We start from the raw sequence: 16,269 nt of genomic DNA, 5'->3' as shown, positions 1-16,269 counted from the left end.
CACCACTGGGTCTATCCGAAAATATTATTCAGGAGATATTCACCTAATTCCTGTCCGCGAGCGGTTAGTTCAATTACTTCGTATTTCTTATAGTTCAGGTAGCCTGATTCTGCCAGTTTCTGTACCATTTTGGTCGCGGAAGGCTGGCGGACATTTAAGGCCTCGGATAAATCACTTATGCGGGTGTAGGGTTTATCTTTGGCCAGGCGGCAGACCATCTCCAGGTAGTCTTCCATACTGGGTGTCATGAGGCTCTCATCCTGGTGAAGTAATTGGTAGCCCCGGACAGTGTAAAATCCATCTTTTTCAGCGGCCACTTTCCTACCCCCCAAACATATTCTATTACTATATATATGCTGACAACGGAGGAGAAAAGCAGTTATTATAGCGATGATTGCTTACTGCAAGGCACACGGGGATTGCTAGGTTTTTGGATTATTGAGAATAATCCGATAATGCCGATGGCCAAAAATACCGCCCCGGATATGCGGTTTATCATGTTGATACCGATAACACGGGCCAATGCGGTACCGATCGTAACTTCGACAAGCACACAGGCAGTAAGCGCCAGAGCGCTGGCCCCGAAGATGGTCCAGCGTTTCCTGGGGTTGTTGCTGGTAACCAGGAGTATGGCCAACTGGGTTTTGTCGCCCAGTTCCGCCAGAATAATCAGCAAATAGGTGGTTAGGCAGGTTATTAATTCAATGCTCACTAAATTCACTCCTATATTAAGGCTTAATGTTTACCGATGATTCCTAATACAAGCAAAATGCCCAATAAAATAAAAGCCAGGGCGGATATTATTTTAATTATGCCTGGCTTGAGATATCTGGCCACGAGATTTGAACCTATGATTATTTCAATAAATGAGGTGCAGATTAAAGCAGCCGCTGATCCCAGGGCTACCCACAGGACATACAAGGGTTTTTGGCCGGCCAGCAGCATCGTAGTTACCTGGGTTTTGTCACCCATTTCAGACAGAAATACGATCCCAAAGGACGTGAAAAAAAGACGGTAATTTATTCTATTCAATACCCGGCTTAACAAGTAATGACCTCCTCCCTTATTATTTAGGCAAGGCTATGCTTTATAGCCATGATTAACATTGTTAGTCCTGACCATATATTATGCCGGGCTGAAAACCGGGGTTACATTACATGCGAATAGGACAAAAAGAAAGGGCTGCAGAACATTTTGCAAATGCAGCCCTTTTGCTTTGATGTTTTTAGAGGAATGGATTAGGGCTTTAAAGATAGGCTGCCCAGCTTTTTCAGGTCTTTTAATGCGTGGACCTGAATTTGACTCTGAGAAAGGGTGAAAAGATCATCGTTTATATACAACAGGCGCTCAATGTTTTTCTCTGAATCATACCAGCTGTCACCGGCCATCTTATAGTCCTCGCTGGCAAGATGACTAATACGGCCCCGGTATTTGAAACCGTCTTTTAAATCAATGTTATAGATGTAGGCGCCCTGGAAAGCAAAGGAGCCATAAGCGGGTATCCCGTCGGGTAATTTTTGTTTGTCATCAGCGCGGATTTCCATGACCGTAACCGGGAAGGCCAGCAGGTTCTTTTCGCGCGAGAAGAGCAGGGCCTTATGATTGTGCAGCAGTTCCGAATCCGTACCCCGGTCGCCAATCACCTGCTTTGACATTTCTTTTGGGTTATTGACATCACTGACATCAAATAGGGCAATTTTCATGCCTGATAGTAGGCCCAGGAATCCTGGCCAGTGCCTTTGGTTTCAATGGTATCTTTACCGAAACCTATAATGTGGTTTTCATCATAGGGGTGCAGATAATCACTATAGCCGGGTATTTTGAGCTTACCCAGGACTGATGGCTTGGCCGGGTCTTTCATGTCGATCACAAAGAAGGGGTCGACCTTTTTAAAGGTAACCATATAGGCCCGCTTGCCCATGAAACGGGTAGAATAAATCTGTTCGCCCGGGGCTATGCCTTCCAGTTTCCCGATGAGCTTCATATCCTTATCCAATACGTAAATATTGTTTTTAGAAGTGTACTGGTCATTGCGCCACATATTGCCGCTGGTGGTGGCGATGCGGAAACAGCCATTATATTCGTCCATGGAGAACTGGTTGATTATAGTGCCGTTTACTTCCCCTTTACCGCTGTAAATGGTTTTACCCCCATTTAACAGGAATTTAAAGACTGTAGTGCCGGGGCTTGAGGGGACGATTTCCTGACCAATGACAGAGCGGGGTTGGTTATAATCAGTAACGGCCAGATAGAGGCTGCTTGCAGAAGCGTAGAGGTTGTCGCTTTGACCCAGGCAGGTCTGGATGTCTGCTTTTACAGAAGGCTGATCTATTTTCAAACCGGCCAGGGTGATATAGGCTGGATAAATGTGATCCGGAAAATACTTTATGTCGTTATAACCTGGACTGGTAGTCAAATTGCCCAGGGCCGAATCTTTGTAAGTAGGTAAAAACACCTCATCTTCATTATAAAAATAAAACGGCTGGTTAGAGGCCAGGTAGAGATCGCTGCCGATTTTACGCGATGACAGGTAGCGGCCTTCCAGTTCCAATTCCCGTATTTTTTTAGGGCTGTTTTTATCACTGATATTATAAATGTAAACCTGGGTGCTGTGCCGGTAGCGCCAATTCGGCGGACAGAATACTTTAGCATCGCTTTGACCAGTTTTACAGGGAACTGCTATTTCCTGCCCGGAAGAACCGATTACCGTCAGGTAATTGCTGTCAACGTAGAATTCCTCAAGGTTAAAATTCTTATCAGAAAAGGTTAGGCGTGAGATTACCTGCAGGGATGAAGAAGGTTGGGCTTTTATTATTAAGACCCGGTTATTGTTAATCTGGTAGATATATTTACCATCGGTTTTAACTATATCCGCTTCATCTACTCCTTCGACCTGGACATTGGTTTGGGAGTAACCGGCAGCCGTATTTGAGGCAGAAGATGTTGCCTGATCTTGAGTTCTGCCTGCTGAACCTTCTGCGGGCACCGCCGTTGATTTCTCCAAATAAAGCCGGGGCTGGCTGCCCGAGGCATTTTTCAGCAGCTCCAATAGTTTGGCCTTGCTGCCCACAGTGGGTAATGCTGGCGTACTCTTTTGCTCAGCCGGTTTGGTCTCAGCCAAAGAACTGCCTGAATAGGCCGCTGCTATGCTCATAAAAAGAAGCAGAAGCAGGAAAAAGACCCCCAGCCACGGTTTCATTGATTCTGAACGCACCTGAACGCCCTCCTTAGTAATTTTCTTATGGTGTATACGAACGTGGGTTATTTTTCCTTGCACTCTGATTTATAGAAAGTGAGGGGGGACTGCCCGGCACAAACAACCATAGTTTCCACCAGCGAAATAAAAAAGGTTATAATGTACTGGAAATTATAATCATTAAGGGGTCAAGAAACATTGCTGTTTAACTCCTATGAATTTATCTTTCTCTTTTTGCCGACAGTATTTTTTATTTATTTCATATTGAACCGTCTGCCATCGAACCGGGCGGCCCTGGCCTGGCTGGTCCTGGCTTCGCTGTTTTTCTACAGCTGGTTCAATCCCATTTATTTGCCCCTGATTCTGTTTTCCATTACCGTCAATTATTTGGTGGGTTCAAGCCTGGCAGGTGACAGGCGGATTCGAGTGCTTAATCGCCGCTGGCTGCTCATACTCGGTGTTTTTTTCAATCTGGCTTTGCTGGGATACTATAAATACGCGGATTTTTTATAAGTAATATTAATGTTATTACTTCAGGGCACATAGCACTCTTCAAACCGGTGCTGCCCCTGGGCATCAGCTTTTTTACCTTTACCCAGATTGCCTACCTGGTTGATGCCTGCCGCGGTGAAGCGCGGGAATACCGTTTTGTGAACTACGCGCTGTTTGTGACCTTCTTTCCGCACCTCCTGGCCGGACCCATCCTGCATCATGGTGATATGATGCCCCAGTTTGAAGATGAATCTAATCGCGGTTTGAATTATGAAAACCTGGCTCGCGGGCTGTTCCTGTTTTCGCTGGGGCTGTTTAAAAAGGTGGTAATTGCGGATGCGTTTGCGGTGTGGGCCAATACAGGTTTTGACCAGATGACCAGTCTGAGCCTGGTGGAAGGTTGGATAACTTCACTCTCCTATACCTTCCAGTTATACTTCGATTTCAGTGCCTACACCGATATGGCCATAGCTTCGGCTTTGCTTTTTAATATTGTTTTGCCTATAAATTTCAACTCGCCCTATAAATCTCTAAGTATTCAGGAGTTTTGGCGCCGCTGGCACATGACCCTGGGACGCTTTTTCCGCGATTACATCTATATACCTGGGCGGCAGCGCCGGGAGAATATCGTACCTATGGCAATCTCCTGATTACTTTTGGACTGGTGGGCTTGTGGCATGGAGCGGGGTGGACCTTTGTGTTTTGGGGCTTTCTGCATGGGGTGGCTCTGGTCATTAACCGCTGGTGGCGCAGGTTTAATATAAAATTGCCTAAATTTATAGCCTGGTTCATCACCTTTAATTTTGTTAATCTGGCCTGGGTTTTTTTCCGGGCCAAAAGCTTTTCCGATGCCCTGAAGGTTATTCGCGGGATGCTGGGAATGGACGGGGTGGTCCTGCCCGCAAGATGTCAGCCCTGGCTGCAGGCCTGGCATATCCAGGGGCTAAAATTCGGACAGGCGGCCATGGGGTTTGATATAAAAACCATTGGGGTATCTCTTGTTGGCGCTTTTATATTGTGCCTGCTGTTTAGGAATTCCATAGAGATGAAGAACGCTTTAAAGCCTGCCTGGTACACGACTTTGCTGGCAGCGGTTCTGGCCGTCAGCGGAATCCTGAGCCTGACTCGGGTGAGCGAATTTATTTATTTTAATTTTTAAAGCATAAAATAGTCACAGATGAACACAGATTTATCAAGCAGCTTAACTTTCATAGTTGACTAATTAGGTACAGTAAAAGCAGCTTGAGTTAAGGCAATCATAACGCTTTATCCCGCTAAAGGAACAGACTGTATTATAACCGAATTACTGCTTTCAGTTTTATTGCGGGTTGAGCCCGACTTACCTTCCTGGCTTGGACAAAGCGTTTAAGTCAAGAGTTAATTTATCTGTGTACATCAGTGTTTGAGCTGTGTTTATCAGTGGTTAAACACTTTCTGGTGTCTTATCCCGCAGTTAGCGCAGGGGCGATTCGCGAATCGCTCTGTCGTTGCGAGCGCAGCGAAGCAATCTATAATATTATGGTAAGGGACGGATTGCTTTGCCGCACTCGCAATCTTCACAGGAATATAACCCGTGCCACGATAAAAGAAAAGTTTTAGGCTGGGAAAGATTGCCGCGTCGCTGCGCTCCTGGCAACGACAAATACATAGTTTGCATAACAATGACAATACCGGAAAGTTTGCGTTCTTGGCTGCACATCACAGCAATGATTAAGAAATGAACGCTCACCATGACAAGCAATTGAATGTTTAGGTGATGTAATTAATGGGTTTGTTTAGGAAATGGTTTATTATAACGTTAATAACAATTCTGCTGCTTCTAACCGTAGCCGCAGGGTTCAATTATTATATTGATCCTTTATGGAATTTTGCCCATGCCAACCGTTACAACAGAATTCAGATGGGCTTTGACGAAAGACAGCAGAAAACTAACCGCGTAGGGCGGGGGAACTTCAACTATAACACTATAATATTAGGCAGCAGCCGCACCACATATATCAACCAGTACGATTTTGCCGGTTATCGGGCTTATAATTACGCGGTCAGCAATATGCTTTTAGATGAGTACTACGAATATATCGAATATGCCAAGGCTAAAAACGGACGGGAATTTGACTGTATTGTTCTGGGGCTTGATTTCTACGCCACCAACCGCAGCCTTAAATTCAAGGAGTTCCAGAGACCTGCTTTTTATATAAATAAAAACCGGGAGTTTGCCTATCGTTATAAAACTCTGCTTTCCTGGGATACCCTGCAGCGTTCCTGGCGGAACTACGAGGCTTCGCGCCGTGGAGTCCCGGTTAATTTTGCCTATGATCGAAATAATGTTAAAACCCTGCTGACGGTCAGCGACCCGCAGGAAAAGCAGCGCAAAGTACAGGCCACGGTTGACAAATACCACCGCGATATTTATGCCAACTACCAGTATGCAGATGTAAAAACCAGTTTGGAAAAAATAAAAAAGGCCAACCCGCACAGCCGGTTTATAGTGTTTACCACTCCCGTTTCCCGTCCCTTGTTTAATCTCATGATTTCCGAAGGGTTGTTTCCCTACTATGAACAATGGCTGCGGGATGCGGTCGCAGTCTTTGGTGAAGTGCATCATTTTATGTACCCCAATTCTGTAACTGAGAACCTGGATAATTTCTATGACGCCAGCCATATCTATCCTCACGTGGGCACTTTGGTGGTGCGGCGGATAACCGGTGCGGCTGGTAGCTATATCCCTCCTGACTTTGGCATTAAGTTGACCGCGGGCAATATCGATTCCTGTTTGCGCTCCATAGAAAGGCAATGCGGTCCTGGCTTATGTAACGGCAAGCAAATCAAAGATAAAGCGGAGGCGGGATTATGAAGCAAAGGACCAAAACACTCTTCGTTTTAATTGGGTTGCTTTTCTGCCTGGTTATGGCCGGTTGCCAGGCCTCCCCAGGCGGAAACAAAGAAATGGGCGAGCGGCAGTCGCTCCAACAGACACTGCCGGTCCTGGAACAGCAAAACCGGACCGCCACATCCGGCCTGGTTGTACATTTTATCGATGTAGGACAGGGAGACTCTATTCTCGTACAGACCCCCGCAGGATAATATGCTGGTTGACGGCGGAAACCTGATGAAGCAGAAAAAGTGGTAAATTACCTGAAATCACAGGGGGTTAAAAGCCTGCAAGTGCTGGTGGCTACTCATCCCCATGCGGATCATATCGGGGGTCTGCCCGAAGTAATCAGATCATTTCCGATTGAAAAAATATATATGCCGAAAGTAGTTCACAACAGTGAGCAGTTTGCTAATCTGCTCCAGATTATTAAAGAGCAGGGATTAAGGGTAAAGACTGCCCGAGCGGGCGTTGCTCTGCCGCTGACTGATATGAAAGCTGTATTTATAGCTCCGGTAAATGAGGGTTATGAGGATTTAAACAACTACAGTGCCGTAATCAAAATGGAATACGGAAAAAATGCTTTTATTCTGGCCGGGGATGCGGAAAGCCTCAGCGAAGCTGAAATGATAAACTCCAAAATACCTTTGAAAGCTCAGGTGCTGAAAGTGGGGCATCATGCAGTTCAGGCAGCAGCAGTCAGCCTTTTCTGCAGGCTGTTGCTCCCCAATATGCCGTGATTTTGTGCGGAGCGGGCAATGATTACGGACACCCTCATAATGAAACCATTGAAAGGCTGCAAGGGGCGGGAGCTAAAATATACCGAACAGACCTCAATGGCAGTATTCGTATTTATGCTGACGGGGAAAGAATTCGTGTCGCGTGTGATAAAGACGGACCGCCTGTCGTTGCCCCAATTCCGGCGGCTCCGCTAATTGACAGAACCCAGACCGACAAAGGACAGACGGCATATATTGGCAATAAAAGGAGCAAAATTTTTCATAGGCCTGATTGCCATAGTCTGCCTGCTGAATATAACCGTATCTATTTTAACTGCCGCGATGATGCTGTGGACCGGGGCTTTAGACCCTGCGGCAGTTGCCGGCCCTGAGGAGGATGAAGATGCAAGCGGTTATTGATCGATTTGAAGGCGACCTGGCGGTATTAGAGATAGATGGCAGCATTAAGCATGTCCCGCGTTATGAGATTCCTGAAGCTGCAAGGGAAGGAGACATCTTAATTTTATGGCGTGGGGTCTGGACTATTGATAAAGGATCAACCCGCAATAGAAAAAAAGAAATTACAGCCCTGGGAGAAGAACTTTGGGAAGATTAAAAATCAACCGCATAATGTAGTGGTAACAAAAAGCGCTTTTTCATAGTCTATTTTAGTAACTCAACTTTCGCATTCGACTGGACACAAATTCACGAACTTGCGAGTAAGCCGTGAATTCATGTCAATTGCGAAACTTGTGTCAGTAAGAAAAAGCGCGGGTGAGTTTGTGCGGGAGAAAAATAATTTTGATGCAGGCGCCTTTAGAAAAGAAATAGTTGGAGCCAAAACCAGGGTACAAACCCTTAAAGGACGCAAGTTAAACTATATCAATCTGGATAATGCTGCCAGCACTCCGGCGCTGAGAACTGCGGTTGAAGAAATTAAAAAATATCTGCCCTGGTATTCCGGGGTTCACCGGGGCACAGGCTTTAAATCTCTTATCTCCACTCACGCCTATGAAAAAGCACGTCAGGAAATAGGTGCTTTTGTGGGAGCAGACCCGGATTTGGACACGGTGATTCTGCTTAAAAATACCACCGAAGCCATTAATAAACTGTCTTATCGCTTCGATTTCAAGCCCGGTGATCGTGTTCTTACTACGGCTATGGAGCACCATTCCAATGACTTGCCCTGGCGTCAGCATACCCGGGTGCATTATGTGCAGGTGGATGGTAAGGGCAGGCTGGATATAAACGATTTGGAGAAGAAATTAAAGATTAATTATCCGAAGGTTAAGTTATTGGCAGTATGCGGAGCCTCAAATGTAACCGGGCATATTAATGACGTTCACTATATTGCCCAAATGGCTCACGAGTATAAAGCCAGGATTCTGGTTGACGGGGCGCAGTTGGTTCCTCACCGGGTGGTTAATATGAGAGACCATAAGGATCAGGCCCACCTTGATTTTATGGTTTTTTCCGGGCATAAGATTTACGCGCCGTTCGGTACCGGGGTATTAATTGGCCCCTACGACTTCTTTGCTCAGGGGGATCCTGAATACAGCGGCGGGGGAACTGTGGATATGGTTTTTCACGAAGGGGTTTACTGGAGCGCGCCTCCGGAAAAAGATGAAGCCGGTTCTCCCAATGTTCTGGGGGCAATTGGCCTGGCGGCCAGTTTGCGTTATCTTCAGAAAATCGGGATGCATAAACTGGCAGCTTATGAAGATGAACTTACCTGTTACGCTTTAAATCGTTTGCAAAAAATCAGAGGCTTAAAAATATATGGAGCCGAATCCAGAGTGGGAGTTATCAGCTTTAATATTAAAGGAGTAGAACACGGGCTGGTTGGGGCGGAACTATGTTATGGCGCCGGGATTGGGGTCAGAAACGGCTGTTTTTGCGCGCAGCCTTATGTGCGCCACCTTTTAGAGCTTAATAGTGGTTATTTACCGGAATATGAGGAACAGGGACTTCCCGGCATGGTAAGAATCAGCCTGGCTGCGTACAACACCAGGCAGGAGATTGATTATTTGGCTGATTGCCTGGATGGAATCATTAACAGACGGTATGAACTGAAAAAACAATATGTCTTTTCACCTCAGGATAACACGTTTTATCCCCGCCAATGGGATGCGAAAAAGCTGTTACAAGTATCAAGGGTGTCAAGAGAACCGTCCCCTTGACACCCCCCTTGACACCCTTTTGTATCTATTATGGTGCGGGCGAGAGGACTCGAACCTCCACGCCTTGCGGCACTAGATCCTAAGTCTAACGCGTCTGCCATTCCGCCACGCCCGCATTAAAACACTCATCATTATAACCTGGACCATAGATTGATTTCAAGCTGAGAAGATTGAAAAATGGCCCATAATTTGCTTTATAATCAGCTTATCTATATATTAATGGATAGAATAACGGGATGAGGACTTTAATGAAAGAATACTTCCACCCGCGGACTGTTTTTATATATCTGGGGGCCTGCTTCTTAATGGCCTTAATATATCAGGAGATTATGGCTTTGGCGGCATTGTTTATAATCATGCTGGTCTTGAACTGCGCCCTGGATCGCTGCCGCTCCCTGGTTAAAATACTGTCTATTTGCCTGCCCTTGCTGTTATTGATTGCGGCGGTAAATATTTATTGCAATACTGAGGGACAAATTATTTGGGCGGTTAATGTTATGGGTTTTAAGCTCGCGGTTCACCAAGGGGCAGTTTATTACAGCCTTAGTATGGGTTTAAGATTGATCGTGGTTTTCAGTATTTTTACCAGTTTTAATCTTATCCTGGCGGCTGAGGACTTATTAGAAGTTTTTCCCGGCCGTCCGGGGAACGGGGTACTGCTCCTCGCTATTACCGCTCGTCTCATACCAGAGATGGCGCAGCGTTCACGCAGCATAATGGAGATGCAGGAAATGCGGGGCAAATCATTAATAACGGGTAATGTCTGGCAGCGAACTGCCAACCTCGGACTTTTCCTGATCAACCTGCTTCGGGCCGCCCTGGGGGGGGCATGGCACAGTGCGGAGGCTATGCATGCCCGGGCTTTTGGTTTTGGGCCGCGCAGCACTTATAAACAAGTGAGTTTCAGATTAATTGATAAATGGGTAATAGCCACTACTGCTGCAGCGCTTGTACTGGCTTTGGCTGTTCAGCTGTGGCTTGGTACATTATCTGCTGCAGATGGTAAAATTCCCTTGATGTTGTGGGGAGAATTAATACCCCTTGGCTTCTTGACTTATCCGGTCTTATTGATTTGCCAAGGTTTATGGAGGAGAGCGTTTATTGGAGACTGATGTCATTAATAAGAAAATATTTAGGGTTGAAAATCTAAATTATTACTACCCCAATGATCAAATCGCAGCTTTGCGGGAACTTAATTTTGAAGTAGACCAGGGTGAATTCATCCTGGTGATCGGACGCTCCGGCAGCGGCAAATCCACCCTGGCCCGGGTGCTGAGCCGTTTAGCGCCGGATTTTCATGGCGGAACCATAACCGGAAATATTACTTTTAAAGGGGAGCCTTTATGGCAATGGAACAACCGCCAGCTGCCTGCTCATATAGGCATAGTATTTCAGGAAGCTGAACAGCAGCTCTTAATGAGCAATGTTGAGAGGGAGATCGCTTTCGGCCTGGAGAACCTGGGCGTGGCTGAACCGCAGATGAGACGAAGGGTAGCGGAAATCATGGATTTCCTGAATCTAAACCACCTGCGAAAAAAACCGCTGGCAGAGCTTTCCGGGGGCGAGAAACAGAAGGTTGCTCTGGGGGGGGTACTGGTTATGCAGCCCGAGGTTTTAATCCTGGATGAACCTACTTCCCAATTAGATCCGACTGCCGCGGAGGATTTTATAAACTGGATAAAAAAGATCAATCAGGAACTGGGCCTTACCGTAATCATGTTTGAACAGAGGATGGACATGCTCTTCCCTATGGTTGACCGGGTTATGGTTTTAGATGGCGGCAAAATCATTTTTGACGGTTTACCTGCCAGCAGCCAGCCTGGGCTGTGCAAAACGGCTATGTGATATTACCGACCCTGGCATCTTTATTCGCAAATGATAAAACCACATTCCCGCTAACGGTTAAAGAAGCCAGGAAGCGTCTGGAAGAGAACATTACAATCCCGGTGGTTAAAAAGGCTCCCGGCGAAAAAAAGCAGGCGAAAGAACTGCTTTTAAACATCAAGAACCTGACATTTAACTACCCCCAGGGCAAAGAAGTGATCCGCAGTTTAAACCTGCAGATTTACCGCGGGGAAGTCACAGCTCTGCTGGGTGCCAACGGGGCGGGAAAGACTACTTTACTAAGAATTATAGCGGGGATCTTAAAAAACCGCCGCGGCAGTATTGATATTAATATGGTAAATTCAAAAGATAAAAAGGCTATGCCTATTGCCTTCCTGCCCCAGCAAACAGAAGATTTTTTCCTGGCTGACACGCTTGAAGAGGACATTTTAATAAATCTTCCCCGGGAAAAAGATAAAAACGAAATAACTAAATGGTTGGAACTGTTAGGACTTGATTCATTTCGAACGCACGATCCCCGTAAACTGAGCACTGGACAAAAAAAACGCGCTGCCCTGGCTTGTTTACTGGCCAGTGAACCGCAGCTGCTTCTGCTGGATGAACCTGGCACCGGTATGGATCAGGAATCCAAGCGCAGAATAATACCCGAACTGCGCGGCTGGTGTCAAAACAGGCAAAACAGCCTGGTGGTAGTTACTCATGATATGGATTTTGCCGGTGAATTAGCTGACCGGGTCTTGTTTATGCATAATGGGACCATTTTGGCTGATGAACCGGTCACATCAGCATTTAAAGAAGGATTTTTCTATTCCACCCAGGTGGCACGGTTGTTCAGGGGTTTTAACGAGAATATATACACCGTATCTCAGGCCATAGATTACTTGCGGACATTATCGGCAGATGGAAATGGAGAAATATAAAGTGCAAACCAGAAAGACAGTAGCTGCCATATTAATGGTTACGCTCTTGATTACAGGCTTTGTATATCTTGGCTTCACCGGAACGCTGGATATGCACAATTGGGCCTTATATTCCGCCATCGTTTTAATACTGGCTTTATGGGCTCTATTTCAATGGTCACAGCAGGCTGCCATCACCGCCAAAGAAATAGCCTTGATATCCGCTCTTACAGGTGTGGCGGCCCTGGGGCGTGTGCCTTTTGCCGCTCTTCCCAGCGTACAACCTACCACTTTCCTGGTCATAGCTTCCGGCTTTGTTTTCGGACCCCAGGTAGGGTTTCTGGTGGGCGCCGGTGCGGCTCTGATTTCTAACTTTTTTTTAGGTCAGGGACCCTGGACGCGTGGCAGATGATCGGGTGGGGATTAATCGGAATCTCAGCCGCCTGGCTGGGACGGTGGCGGCGGGATATATCCCGTTTAGGAATCGGTGTCTTCGGATTTGTATGGGGCTTTGTTTTTGGATGGATGCAGAATGCTGGCTTCTGGCTTTTGTTTGTATATCCTTTAAACCTGCAATCATATTTAGCCACATACGTTAGCAGCTTTTTCTTCGATACTGCTCACGCGTTGACTAATCTGCTGCTCTGTTTCCTGCTATTTAAACCGGTTGTGCAGGTGTTGCGGGAATACAAGGACAGGATGCACTGCGCCTATAAGGATGCATAACAATATGGGCCGCAATGGAATAAATAACATAAAATGTTCATATTGCATGGCAGGACATATACAGGATATTATCGAAACATATTGTATACACAGAGATAATTCTAAAAGGTTGGGCAGATGCTTATGAAAAGGTTTAATGATTTGCAGCTTTTTTATGAACTGCTGCAGCAGCTGGAGGAAAAAATAGGCAGACATTACCTGGCTGAATGCAGCAACCGTATGGAATGGCCATACCAGGGGGTATATTTCTTTTTTGAACCTGGCGAATATCGCGATAACGGTACTGAATTGCGTGTGGTTAGAATAGGCGTGTCCAATCCCCCGCGCGACAAACAAAGCGGGCTTTGGGATCGCCTGCGTCAGAATAGGGGAACGGTAGCAGGAAAATTATCCGGCGGCGGCGATCACCGCATATCAGATTTTCGCACATATGTGGGCAGCGCCCTGGCGCGCCGGGATAATATTATATGCCCTACCTGGGAAGAAGCACCGCGCAGTAACGCTTCTATCCGAGAAGCCGAACACCACCTGGAAGCCAGGGTAACCGAAGTTATCTGCGGCATGCCGTTTCTTTGGATATCTACTGATAGCAGCAAAAATCCCTCCATGGCCCGGCAGGTTATTAAAAATAATGCCATCGCCCTGCTCAGCAATTATCAAAAGCCGGCCCGGGATAAAGCTTCCGAAGGATGGTTGGGCAGTTATTGCCAAAACCGACTGGTGCGTCTATCCGGTTTATGGCATTCAGATCATGTTGGCGACAATTATGATCCGATATTTATAAACCTTATGAAAAAATTGATCAAGGCCACTTGCGCAGGTATTGGGTCAATACTGGCGCTGGAGGGGTGGGGGCAATTATTTTTAACCCTCATAACAGGTGTTGGTTAAAAATAAATAAAACTGATACAATTAGGGCAGCAAACAGGGGGAGTGGTTATCTTGCGGAATCGGCCCAGTAAAATTGATTACTACCTGAATATTGCCCTGGATGTTGCCTCGCGAGGAACCTGCTTGCGAAGAAATTATGGCGCCGTGATCGTAAAAGACGATACCATTGTAGCTACGGGCTATTCCGGCGCCCCCAGAGGACTGCCTAATTGCTGTGATTTAGAAACCTGCGAAAGGGAGAAAGCCGGAGTTCCCCGAGGGGAAAGATACGAGTTATGCAGAAGCGTACATGCGGAAATGAATGCTATTATAAATGCCGGCCGGGAAAAAACCCTGGGAGCTACTTTATATCTGGCGTGCTATGAAGTGAAAACCGGTGCTGTAATTGACGCCGAACCCTGTTTTTTATGTAAACGCATTATTATTAATGCCGGTATTTATAAAGTGGTGTGCCGCAACGCTGACGGGGGTTCACATGCTATAATTCCCGAGGGTCATCCCGAGTACCAAACATAAAAAACAAAATAACAAGGAGCATATTTGTAAAATGATTTATAAGCTTACTTTATTGAAGGAATTACCTGAATCCCCCGCTGGTTTCAGTTTTCTGCTGCGGGGCGGGTTGGCTTCGCATGACGGTGAAGAATGGTTTTCTTGGATAGGCCGGGAAGGTATTTATGGCAGGATGTACCAGCTTTTTGTTGATAAACGTACTGACTGGATCAAAATCGAAGAAAGTGGAATTTCGGATAACAGCTATGATCTGCAGGATAGTTTTCCCAATAATTTATTGCTTTCTTTCAAAGAGGCTCTGGACCAACAATCATTTCTTTATGATGAAAACTTTAATGGTATAAATAATATTCGCTGCTGCAACGAACAAGTAAAAATGCTCGGAGCCAGCAAAGCAGATTGTATCTATTGCTGCACCTGCGGGAAGGCGGTTCAAGACGCAGTCAATTTTCTGGTTTGGGGATTGGAAGATATACCCGCGCCACGCCGGGCATATTTTATGGAGTTCCGTTATGACCCATATAAAAAATATTTAGCCGGACAGGTTAAAAGTGAACACCTGATAAAACGATAAATCTTTCCAAAGCCATTCGAGTTTCCCTTTCAAGTTAATGCCTATCGTACCTGGGTACATAGGTTTTCTTGTTTTTCTGAACCATGATATCTATTTAATTGACTACCTTATATTTCATAAATACCTTTCGATTCATATCGATTTCTATTGACATAAATTTTCGCAAAATATAAAATCATGACAAAGGACTGAAAATTCAGAACATTACCATATTAATTTATCCTACCAGAACAGTTCCCTTAATCTTACCTGATGACCTTCAGGCTACGAGGGCCAGTAAGGCCTTTTAGCAAATACACTGGCGGGGGTGGTTACAAGCCAATTTAATGCGAAAGGCCAGATTAAAGAAAAGTGATGGGAGGAGTTTTTAATGTCAAATAATCATGGTAGTGGTTGGGCGAATCCAGGCCCCGCAGGCTTAGTAGCTTTGGCTATTGCTTGTTTCACCTTCTATGCGGTTCTTAGCGGAAAAATTACTGGAGAAGGGTCTCCTCTTCTCTTTTTGGGCTGCTGGTTGATAGGCGGGTTTGTTGTACAATTATGTGTTGGTTTGATTGAGTTAAGAGAAGGCGCTGTGCTAGGCGGCAACGTATTCCTGTTCTTCTCGGCTTTCTTTATGTTGGTAGGCGGATTAGAATTTATTTTCGAATTTTTTGCTGGTGTACACGGATGGACCATTAATACAGGTGTTGACGGATGGGCCTGGCTGGTTCTGTTCTCTATCCTTGTATTCTACACTGTTGCTTACCTGAAAGAAGCGCCGGCTATCTTGGGTCTGGCTGTTCTTATTCTGACTGTAGGCGTTTTCTTTGTAACCTTCAGCAAACTCGGTATGCTTGGCCCCAGTTCTCATGCCTATGCTGCTTACTGCCTGCTGATAACCGGTATTATGGCTATATATTTAAGTTCGGCAATCGTCCTTAATAATGCATTTGGCAAGGTGGTTCTTCCTGTAGGTTCACCTATAATTAAATAGGTAATATTGCCGAATATAAAAATAATTCAGGCCGTCTTCAATTCAGAAGGCGGCCTAAATTTATGGAGTAAACCAACGATACACAGGGATTCTTATTTTACCGTTCCTGGCCTCGCAAAAAAAATAATAATAGAAAAAAGCCCGTTTTTTTCGGGCTTCCTTAATGTTTAAATGGTGGGCCATGAAGGACTCGAACCTTCGACACCCTGATTAAAAGTCAGGTGCTCTACCACCTGAGCTAATGGCCCATATTAAACTTATTATATATCCTGATAAAAATCAGCGCTCCAGCGATTAAATGGCTGGGGTGGCTGGATTCGAACCAACGAATGACGGAGTCAAAGTCCGTTGCCTTACCGCTTGGCTACACCCCAACGTTTAAGAGT

At 45.8% G+C, this 16,269-nt stretch carries 22 protein-coding genes, 3 tRNA genes and 1 pseudogene; 18 read left to right on the top strand and 8 right to left on the bottom strand.

The features are described 5' to 3' along the window. Nucleotides 1–11 precede the first annotated feature (11 nt). The 5 genes from JCM14374_RS00745 to JCM14374_RS00730 form a co-directional block, all read right to left on the bottom strand. Nucleotides 12–317 carry a metal-dependent transcriptional regulator gene (locus JCM14374_RS00745; protein WP_054692112.1) on the bottom strand — a complete coding sequence of 102 codons (306 nt, stop codon included), beginning with the start codon at nt 315–317 and terminating at the stop codon, nt 12–14. A 65-nt stretch (nt 318–382) separates the two neighbouring features. Continuing rightward, entirely contained in the window at nt 383–712 is a 330-nt protein-coding gene (locus JCM14374_RS00740) for a TMEM165/GDT1 family protein (RefSeq protein WP_054692109.1), read from the bottom strand. A 23-nt stretch (nt 713–735) separates the two neighbouring features. Next, on the bottom strand, nt 736–1,047 hold the full coding sequence (locus JCM14374_RS00735) for a TMEM165/GDT1 family protein (RefSeq protein ID WP_242848745.1): 312 nt from the start codon (nt 1,045–1,047) through the stop codon (nt 736–738). 191 nt (nt 1,048–1,238) lie between these two features. After that, nucleotides 1,239–1,703 carry a beta-propeller domain-containing protein gene (locus JCM14374_RS15000; RefSeq protein WP_157048883.1) on the bottom strand — a complete coding sequence of 155 codons (465 nt, stop codon included), beginning with the start codon at nt 1,701–1,703 and terminating at the stop codon, nt 1,239–1,241. Then, on the bottom strand, nt 1,700–3,214 hold the full coding sequence (locus JCM14374_RS00730; protein WP_157048882.1) for a beta-propeller domain-containing protein: 1,515 nt from the start codon (nt 3,212–3,214) through the stop codon (nt 1,700–1,702). Before JCM14374_RS00730 ends, JCM14374_RS15000 begins: the two co-directional genes overlap by 4 nt. Before the next feature lie 246 nt (nt 3,215–3,460). Here JCM14374_RS00730 and JCM14374_RS13910 point away from each other — a divergent pair, with 246 nt between their 5' ends. The 9 genes from JCM14374_RS13910 to JCM14374_RS00695 all read left to right on the top strand — a co-directional run bounded on the left by JCM14374_RS13910 (nt 3,461) and on the right by JCM14374_RS00695 (nt 9,459). After that, a complete protein-coding gene (locus JCM14374_RS13910; protein ID WP_207641556.1) occupies nt 3,461–3,709 on the top strand; it encodes a hypothetical protein in 249 nt (82 codons plus the stop codon). Nucleotides 3,710–3,756: 47 nt separating this feature from the next. Next, nucleotides 3,757–4,338, top strand: coding sequence for an MBOAT family O-acyltransferase (locus tag JCM14374_RS13905; protein WP_207641555.1), 582 nt, complete (start codon nt 3,757–3,759; stop codon nt 4,336–4,338). Continuing rightward, nucleotides 4,236–4,847: an MBOAT family O-acyltransferase gene (locus JCM14374_RS13900; RefSeq protein WP_207641554.1), complete on the top strand. Its 612-nt coding sequence runs from the start codon at nt 4,236–4,238 to the stop codon at nt 4,845–4,847. Before JCM14374_RS13905 ends, JCM14374_RS13900 begins: the two co-directional genes overlap by 103 nt. Before the next feature lie 606 nt (nt 4,848–5,453). After that, on the top strand, nt 5,454–6,542 hold the full coding sequence (locus JCM14374_RS00720) for a hypothetical protein (RefSeq protein WP_054692106.1): 1,089 nt from the start codon (nt 5,454–5,456) through the stop codon (nt 6,540–6,542). Next, the gene (locus tag JCM14374_RS13250) at nt 6,539–6,772 is read left to right on the top strand and encodes a hypothetical protein (protein WP_054692103.1); all 234 of its coding nucleotides are present in this window, start codon (nt 6,539–6,541) and stop codon (nt 6,770–6,772) included. The genes JCM14374_RS00720 and JCM14374_RS13250 overlap by 4 nt, the downstream gene beginning before the upstream one ends. Nucleotides 6,773–6,811: 39 nt before the next feature. Beyond that, the gene (locus JCM14374_RS13245; RefSeq protein WP_054692100.1) at nt 6,812–7,300 is read left to right on the top strand and encodes an MBL fold metallo-hydrolase; all 489 of its coding nucleotides are present in this window, start codon (nt 6,812–6,814) and stop codon (nt 7,298–7,300) included. After that, nucleotides 7,297–7,671, top strand: coding sequence for an Ada metal-binding domain-containing protein (locus JCM14374_RS13240; protein WP_054692097.1), 375 nt, complete (start codon nt 7,297–7,299; stop codon nt 7,669–7,671). The genes JCM14374_RS13245 and JCM14374_RS13240 overlap by 4 nt, the downstream gene beginning before the upstream one ends. 11 nt (nt 7,672–7,682) lie before the next feature. Continuing rightward, the gene (locus tag JCM14374_RS00700) at nt 7,683–7,895 is read left to right on the top strand and encodes a DUF3006 domain-containing protein (RefSeq protein ID WP_054692094.1); all 213 of its coding nucleotides are present in this window, start codon (nt 7,683–7,685) and stop codon (nt 7,893–7,895) included. Nucleotides 7,896–8,031: 136 nt separating this feature from the next. Beyond that, a complete protein-coding gene (locus JCM14374_RS00695) occupies nt 8,032–9,459 on the top strand; it encodes an aminotransferase class V-fold PLP-dependent enzyme (RefSeq protein WP_242848744.1) in 1,428 nt (475 codons plus the stop codon). Nucleotides 9,460–9,490: 31 nt separating this feature from the next. Here the strand turns inward: JCM14374_RS00695 and JCM14374_RS00690 are convergent. Further along, a tRNA-Leu gene (locus JCM14374_RS00690) sits at nt 9,491–9,574 on the bottom strand. Nucleotides 9,575–9,695: 121 nt separating this feature from the next. On the opposite strand from JCM14374_RS00690, the gene JCM14374_RS00685 reads away from it, so the two are divergent. The 9 genes and pseudogenes from JCM14374_RS00685 to JCM14374_RS00645 all read left to right on the top strand — a co-directional run bounded on the left by JCM14374_RS00685 (nt 9,696) and on the right by JCM14374_RS00645 (nt 15,883). Continuing rightward, entirely contained in the window at nt 9,696–10,571 is an 876-nt protein-coding gene (locus tag JCM14374_RS00685) for an energy-coupling factor transporter transmembrane component T (RefSeq protein ID WP_083453781.1), read from the top strand. Nucleotides 10,572–10,671: 100 nt separating this feature from the next. Further along, nucleotides 10,672–11,304: pseudogene (locus JCM14374_RS00680) on the top strand (energy-coupling factor ABC transporter ATP-binding protein); the annotation flags it as partial. Continuing rightward, a complete protein-coding gene (locus JCM14374_RS00675) occupies nt 11,286–12,224 on the top strand; it encodes an energy-coupling factor ABC transporter ATP-binding protein (RefSeq protein WP_054692083.1) in 939 nt (312 codons plus the stop codon). The pseudogene JCM14374_RS00680 and the gene JCM14374_RS00675, both read left to right, overlap by 19 nt. 1 nt (nt 12,225) lies before the next feature. Further along, nucleotides 12,226–12,615 (top strand): hypothetical protein, encoded by a 390-nt coding sequence (locus tag JCM14374_RS00670; RefSeq protein WP_172674112.1) that lies wholly within the window; start codon nt 12,226–12,228, stop codon nt 12,613–12,615. Next, complete coding sequence (locus JCM14374_RS00665) at nt 12,612–12,929, top strand: hypothetical protein (RefSeq protein WP_054692077.1); 318 nt, start codon at nt 12,612–12,614, stop codon at nt 12,927–12,929. The genes JCM14374_RS00670 and JCM14374_RS00665 overlap by 4 nt, the downstream gene beginning before the upstream one ends. Nucleotides 12,930–13,052: 123 nt before the next feature. Continuing rightward, complete coding sequence (locus tag JCM14374_RS00660) at nt 13,053–13,820, top strand: GIY-YIG domain-containing protein (protein WP_054692074.1); 768 nt, start codon at nt 13,053–13,055, stop codon at nt 13,818–13,820. Nucleotides 13,821–13,871: 51 nt separating this feature from the next. After that, entirely contained in the window at nt 13,872–14,336 is a 465-nt protein-coding gene (locus JCM14374_RS00655) for a deoxycytidylate deaminase (RefSeq protein WP_054692071.1), read from the top strand. A gap of 31 nt (nt 14,337–14,367) precedes the next feature. Continuing rightward, nucleotides 14,368–14,907, top strand: coding sequence for a hypothetical protein (locus JCM14374_RS00650; protein WP_054692068.1), 540 nt, complete (start codon nt 14,368–14,370; stop codon nt 14,905–14,907). Between the two features lie 370 nt (nt 14,908–15,277). Further along, nucleotides 15,278–15,883, top strand: coding sequence for an acetate uptake transporter family protein (locus JCM14374_RS00645; RefSeq protein ID WP_054692066.1), 606 nt, complete (start codon nt 15,278–15,280; stop codon nt 15,881–15,883). Between the two features lie 172 nt (nt 15,884–16,055). On the opposite strand, the gene JCM14374_RS00640 is transcribed toward JCM14374_RS00645, so the two are convergent. Together JCM14374_RS00640 and JCM14374_RS00635 are read right to left on the bottom strand one after the other, a co-directional pair. Beyond that, nucleotides 16,056–16,131 (bottom strand) — tRNA-Lys (locus tag JCM14374_RS00640). Between the two features lie 51 nt (nt 16,132–16,182). Then, a tRNA-Gln gene (locus JCM14374_RS00635) sits at nt 16,183–16,257 on the bottom strand. Nucleotides 16,258–16,269 lie beyond the last annotated feature (12 nt).

The sequence above is a fragment of the Syntrophomonas palmitatica JCM 14374 genome (assembly GCF_001311885.1).
Taxonomy (GTDB): Bacteria; Bacillota; Syntrophomonadia; order Syntrophomonadales; family Syntrophomonadaceae; genus Syntrophomonas_A; species Syntrophomonas_A palmitatica.
The sequence above is the reverse complement of the archived record's forward strand: the minus strand, read 5'-3'. Positions and strand labels throughout refer to the sequence as shown.